The 5399-nt window shown below is 63.0% G+C and carries 5 protein-coding genes; all 5 read right to left on the minus strand.

What is annotated here, in order from left to right; all coding sequences use genetic code 11:
- Window positions 1-124: 124 nt before the first annotated feature.
- Genes RIF85_RS14260 through RIF85_RS14280 form a run of 5 tightly spaced genes read right to left on the minus strand, consistent with a single transcriptional unit; the run spans window position 125 to window position 5288 of the window.
- Window positions 125-946, minus strand: coding sequence for an NAD(P)-dependent oxidoreductase (locus RIF85_RS14260; protein WP_309072563.1), 822 nt, complete (start codon window positions 944-946; stop codon window positions 125-127).
- A complete protein-coding gene (locus RIF85_RS14265) occupies window positions 943-1305 on the minus strand; it encodes a hypothetical protein (RefSeq protein WP_309072564.1) in 363 nt (120 codons plus the stop codon). The genes RIF85_RS14260 and RIF85_RS14265 overlap by 4 nt, the downstream gene beginning before the upstream one ends.
- A gap of 48 nt (window positions 1306-1353) precedes the next feature.
- Window positions 1354-2817: an Nramp family divalent metal transporter gene (locus tag RIF85_RS14270; RefSeq protein ID WP_309072565.1), complete on the minus strand. Its 1464-nt coding sequence runs from the start codon at window positions 2815-2817 to the stop codon at window positions 1354-1356.
- Between the two features lie 34 nt (window positions 2818-2851).
- Window positions 2852-3307, minus strand: coding sequence for an RpiB/LacA/LacB family sugar-phosphate isomerase (locus tag RIF85_RS14275; protein ID WP_309072566.1), 456 nt, complete (start codon window positions 3305-3307; stop codon window positions 2852-2854).
- Between the two features lie 43 nt (window positions 3308-3350).
- The gene (locus RIF85_RS14280; protein WP_309072567.1) at window positions 3351-5288 is read right to left on the minus strand and encodes a PfkB family carbohydrate kinase; all 1938 of its coding nucleotides are present in this window, start codon (window positions 5286-5288) and stop codon (window positions 3351-3353) included.
- Between the last annotated feature and the right edge of the window lie 111 nt (window positions 5289-5399).

Below are 5399 nucleotides of genomic sequence, written 5' to 3' on the forward strand. Positions count from 1 at the left end.
TTTGGGCACCACCATCGTCGTCTGGGTATCTGCGCTTGCGGTGGGGCTCGTGATCCTATGGCTTCTTGCCCTGGCGATCCGCAAGCCGAAGCCTCGCCGGCCCTGACTCAGGACGCCGCCGGTGTCACCAGTCAGACTCCACGACTGTATGCACAGTGGACGTCACCGGGACTTTCAGCCCGAGATCACGACAAACATCGAGGGCGATTCTGAGGTCCTTGTTCCAGGGTCGCTGGTCAGCGGGCACACCCGCGCGGTCGTACTCGCTGCTCAGGGCATCAAAAAAGCCCCAGTTTCGCACAGCCCAACTATCGGCTAACCCGCGCTCAAAGACACGCAGCGCCTGTTGGCGCTCCACCCCCAGCGCGGCGGTGACCGACAGAGCTTCGAGCAGCGCGGCCTGCGAGGAGAACGTCAGGATCTGGTTGGCAACCTTGACGGCCTGGCCAGCGCCCACAGGTCCCAGGCGTTCCGCCTCATTGCCGAGACAACGAAGAACCGCCGCGCAGTCGGAGCTGAGCTCATCATCACTTCCGATCATTAGCGCCAGGCGGCCTTCCAGGGCTGCGTCGGCACCCCCGCTAACGGGGGCGTCGACCAGGACTAGGCCCCGGACGGCGCATTCCTGTGCGATTTCCCTGACTGCGGCCGGCCCGATCGTGCTGTGGAGCAGAACCGCTGTCCCGGGCGCTGCCCGTGACGCGAGGCCCGTCGGCCCGAGTAGTACTGAACGAACCTGATCTGCGTCCGAGACCACCACGCACACCACCGGAGGAGTGATTGCGCCAGCGGACTCAAGCGGCTGGATGCCGTGGGTAGCCACGGCATCCAGCGCTTGCTTGTTCACGTCGGAAACCAAGACTTCGAATCCCGAGGTAGCGAGCCGGCGCGCCATTGCGGCGCCCAGGTTACCCACACCGATGACCCCAACCCGCGTTGCATTCATGCCGCGGCGGTCCTGAACTTCCGCAGTTGCAGAGCCGAGTAGACGGTCAGCGCCGACATCACCAACGCCAGCGGCGGGAACCAGAACATTGCGGCAATCGTGAGGGCCAGACCGGCCCCTGCAATGATGCGCCAGTTGCGACGCGTCCGTACCTCATCCTCGGTGAGCCTGGCCGCGGCAGTCCTGCTGCGGAAGCCGCGCGATCCGCCCGTCGTCGAGCTTGCCTTCCGCATTGAGAAGGCAAGGTTGGCAAGGGCAAGCGCGGCAAACACGGCCGCCCAGACATACTCTCCGTCAGAGAAGCGCCAGAGAGAGATGAGGGCAAAGCAGGCTGCCGCAATTGCACTACCTGGGGACATGGTGGTTCCTGTCTGTCACAGCTGTTGGCAATAGTCCGGCGGGGCGAGTCATGCGAAAAGCAGCTCCCATGTCGAGATTACGCCCAGGAACGTCAACAGGATGCCCGACCCGACAACCCACCACTGGCCAGGCTTGGAAAGGCGCAGTTGCTTCGGTAGTACCTTGTGCTCGGTCCACACGATCGCGAGGCAGAAAATGCCGGACGTGAGCAGGCCGCCAAGGATGGACGCAGGCGTCACAATGATCACCAGTTGTCCTACCGTCCAGACAAGCAGCAGGCTCGCCACGAGAATGTAGGCATACATCCAGGGGCGCATCATTCGTTGGCCTCCCCGCCGGATCCTCGCCGAGATCGGTGCGAGGGTCTCGAACGCCGTGTAGGAGTAAAGCTCCCAGAAGGCGTACAGCGAGCCGAAGAAGGCGAAGAATACCGCGACGTAGTAGAGGTATTCGAAGGTCGGGTGCACCGCCGTGAGGAATTGCGCCTGATAATCGAGGGTCTCATTGCCGGTCGGGACTAGCTGTTCAGTGAACAGCAGCGCAGCACCATTGAGCATGAACATCGTGGCGAAGACACCGATGGCAATGAAGGACAGCACCGTATCGCCCAGGGGCGCCCGGCTCCACGCCTTGGCGCGTTCAACCTGTTCCGGGTCGGTGGACAGCGGCAACTGCTGACCGCGGCCAACTGAGACGAGCCGCTCGGAAAGGCCTACCTGGTCCTTGTGCCCCAGCATGCCCCACTTCTTCTCACGCATCATGCCGGCGTATCCGATGTAGTCGTAGGTGCCGCCGCCCACAGCTCCCAGGTAGGTCGCAACTTCAAGCAGGACGGAGCGCTCCGCGATTTCCGGGTAGGCGTCGGCAACCCAGGAGCCGTACTCGGGGATGTTCGGAATCACGCCGCCCAGGGCAGCCAGCCAGTCCGGCTGAAGAACGAAGACGCTGACCGCAATGGCAACCAGCATGAAGCCGACGATGACGGTCTGCGCTTTCTCCAGTTTGCTGTAACCGCCGACCCACGAAAGGATGCCGGAAATCACGATGAGGGCGGTCGCCCACCAGGCACCCGCACCGAACGTCAGCCCCGCCATGAGATCGCCGAGGCCGATAGCGAGGCCACCCACCCAAGACGGAATCGCAGCGATGGAAACAATGCCCATGAGTAGCGTGAACCAGCCGCGGGGGCCGCGGAAAAGCGTGGTCCAGCGGGACATCGGGTGTTCGCCGGTGACCACCACATAGCGGTTCATCGAATAGGCCAACGCTGCCTTAGCGACTGCCGAAACGATGAAGGCCCAGATCAGCGCGTAGGCAAACAGGGCGCCGCCACGGGAGGCGAACACCATCTCGCCACTGCCGATATTGGCTGAGGCAACGATCGCGCCGGGGCCCAGGACGGAAAGCGCAGCTGTCAGAGTCAGTCTCTTGCGCAGCTGAGCGGGTGGATCGGGATACGTAAGGTCACGACTTTCGTCGAGCACCTCTGACGCGGACGGTTGATAGGTCATGTCACTCCTTTGTGATGGATAGTCGCGGCGGCGGTTACGCCTGCGCGGCCAGCTTCTCTAGTTGGTGGATCTTTTCGACGCGACGTCGGCAATCCGAGTCGGTGCTGAACTCTGCTTTCAGGAATTCTTCAAGAACCTGCTCGACGACGACGGGCCCGACCAGCCACGCACCCATGCAGATCACATTGACGTCGTCATGTTCGACGCCCTGACGGGCTGAGTAGGTGTCGTGGGCGGTCATCGCTCGGATCCCAGGGATCTTGTTCGCTGCAATGCTGGCGCCAACGCCCGTTCCGCAGACAAGGACTCCGCGGTCGGCCTCTCCCGAGAGCACCAGACGTGTGACGTTCTGGGTGATATCCGGGAAATCGACGGGTTCGCTGCTCGGGGCACCGACGTCGGTCACCGTATGACCGAGCTTCTCCAGCGTCTTCCGGGCGTGATCCTTCAGAAGGAATCCGGCATGGTCGTTTCCTAGGGCAATACGCATGAATCTGACTTCCTGTTCGGTAACTGCTGGGCGATTGTGAAGGCTAGGGCTGAGGAAAGTGGTCGCTGATCTGGGAGCGTGTGGGGATCCCCGGCTGAGCACCCCGACGGGTCACTGCAAACGCGCCCGCCTGAATTGCCAGTTCGACGGCGCTGCGCATGTCTTTCCCCTCGTGCAGGGCCGCAGCGAGATAGCCGGTGAAGGTGTCACCGGCGCCAGTGGTGTCCACGGCGTTGACCCGGGGAGCCGCGATGCGGTCAGCTTCGGACCCGGAGGTGAAGGCCGCCCCCTCTGCGCCGAGCGTGACGACGACGAACAGGCTCCGCTTCCTGGCGATTGCCGCCGCCGTGGCTACGGCGTCCGCGGGGACCACAACGCCCTCGCCCTCACCGACCGTCAGGCACTCCTGCTCGTTGACCACCAGGACATCGACGAAGTCCAGGAGTCGCCCGAGATGCTGGGCCGGCGCAGCATTGAGGATCACCCGGGCGCCAACGTGATTCGCTGATCGTGCTGCGGCTTCCACATGGTCAAGCGGGATTTCAAGCTGCATGAGCAGGGTGTCCTGCTGCGTCAAGGAAGCAACAGCGCTCTCGGTGACCGTCATGTCCAGGTTGTGATTGGCACCGGACACCACAGTGATGGTGTTTTCACCGTCGTCCTGGACCGAAATAATCGCCCGGCCGGTGTGCTTATCGGTGATGCGCTGAACACCGGCGGTGTCGATGTTGTCCTGGGCAAGAGAGGCGAGCAGGAAATCTCCGTCACTATCTGCTCCCACCGCGCCGATCATGCGGGCGCTGGTGCCGGCGCGTGCGACGGCGACGGCCTGGTTCGCTCCCTTCCCGCCGGCATGTGAGTCACTCGATTCGGCGAGAACAGTCTCTCCGGGGGCGGGGAAGTGGGGCACCTCCGTTACATGGTCGACGTTCAGGCTGCCGAGAATTGTGACCTGCCGACCCTGGTTCCGGCGCGCCGTGCCGGTCTGCCGCGGCCGCCGTCGGGTGCTGCCGCGGGCAATCAGTTCGACGTCCAGTTCGTGCCGGGAACCCGCAATGCCGTCGTCGTCCGATTCGATGAGCAGTTCAGCGGCACGCTGCCCCAACACCTCGATCTGCTGGTGCACTGTGGTGAGGCCGGGGCGGACGTATTCGGCGAGGTGGATGTCATCGAACCCGACGACGCTGACGTCGTCGGGCACTGACATTCCGGCCGAGTCGAGCGCCTGCATCGCACCGATGGCCATAAGGTCGTTTGCCGCAAACACCGCAGTGAAGTGGACGCGTCGCGCCAGCAGCGAGGTCATTGCGCGCCGGCCGGAGGCCTCTGTGAAATCTCCAGTGACGCTGAGGCGGGAATCAGGTGCAAGTCCTGCTTCGAGCATGGCCAGATTGAAGCCGCGCGAGCGCTGTTCCGCGACGTCCAGGTCTTCGGGGCCCCCGATGAACGCGATGTCTTCGTGGCCGAGGGCAATCAGATGCTCTGTGGCAATCTGGCCGCCTCGTTTCTGGTCGCTCCCGACAATCGCGGCTCCCGGCACGTCGTTCAGCCGGTCGACGACGACGACCTTCAGACCTTCCAGTTGTTCAATCAGTTGCTCGTCGAGGAGATGTCCTCCGACGATGCCGATGCCGTCGACGTTGCGGCGCCGCATCTGACCGACCAGTAGCGAGGTGGTGTCTTTGTCGTCATTGGTCTGGCCAAGCAGCAGCACATGGTTGTTCCGGTTGGCGACCGCCTGGGCGCCCTTGATCAGCTCGGGGTAGAAGGGGTTGGTGATGTCAGGAACGAGCAGTGCAATGGTGGAGGAAGTGCCGCCGCGAAGCTGGCGCGCCAGTTCGTTTGGTTCGTAGCCCAATTGGGCCGCAATTTCGATGGTGCGTTGGCGGGTGCTCTCGCTGACACGTCCGCGCCCTGACAGCGCACGCGAGGCTGTTGTTATAGAGATGCCTGCGGCTTCCGCCACTTCTTTGATGGTCACTCTGACTCCGTCGTCGTTCCGGCTGCTTCAGCGAATCTAATCGTGCGCAATCGTTAACGCAATAGTTGTGCCCAAGTTGTTCGGACTGTTTCGCTGCTTCTATGACGAGTT

The organism is Arthrobacter sp. (assembly GCF_031179385.1).
In the GTDB taxonomy this organism is placed as follows: Bacteria; Actinomycetota; Actinomycetes; order Actinomycetales; family Micrococcaceae; genus Arthrobacter_D.

Bases quoted from the DNA above. Each gene is read 5' to 3' on its own strand.
- RIF85_RS14260 (WP_309072563.1), bottom strand. From the start codon at position 946: ATGAATGCAACGCGGGTTGGGGTCATCGGTGTGGGTAACCTGGGCGCC.
- RIF85_RS14265 (WP_309072564.1), bottom strand. From the start codon at position 1,305: ATGTCCCCAGGTAGTGCAATTGCGGCAGCCTGCTTTGCCCTCATCTCT.
- RIF85_RS14270 (WP_309072565.1), bottom strand. From the start codon at position 2,817: ATGACCTATCAACCGTCCGCGTCAGAGGTGCTCGACGAAAGTCGTGAC.
- RIF85_RS14275 (WP_309072566.1), bottom strand. From the start codon at position 3,307: ATGCGTATTGCCCTAGGAAACGACCATGCCGGATTCCTTCTGAAGGAT.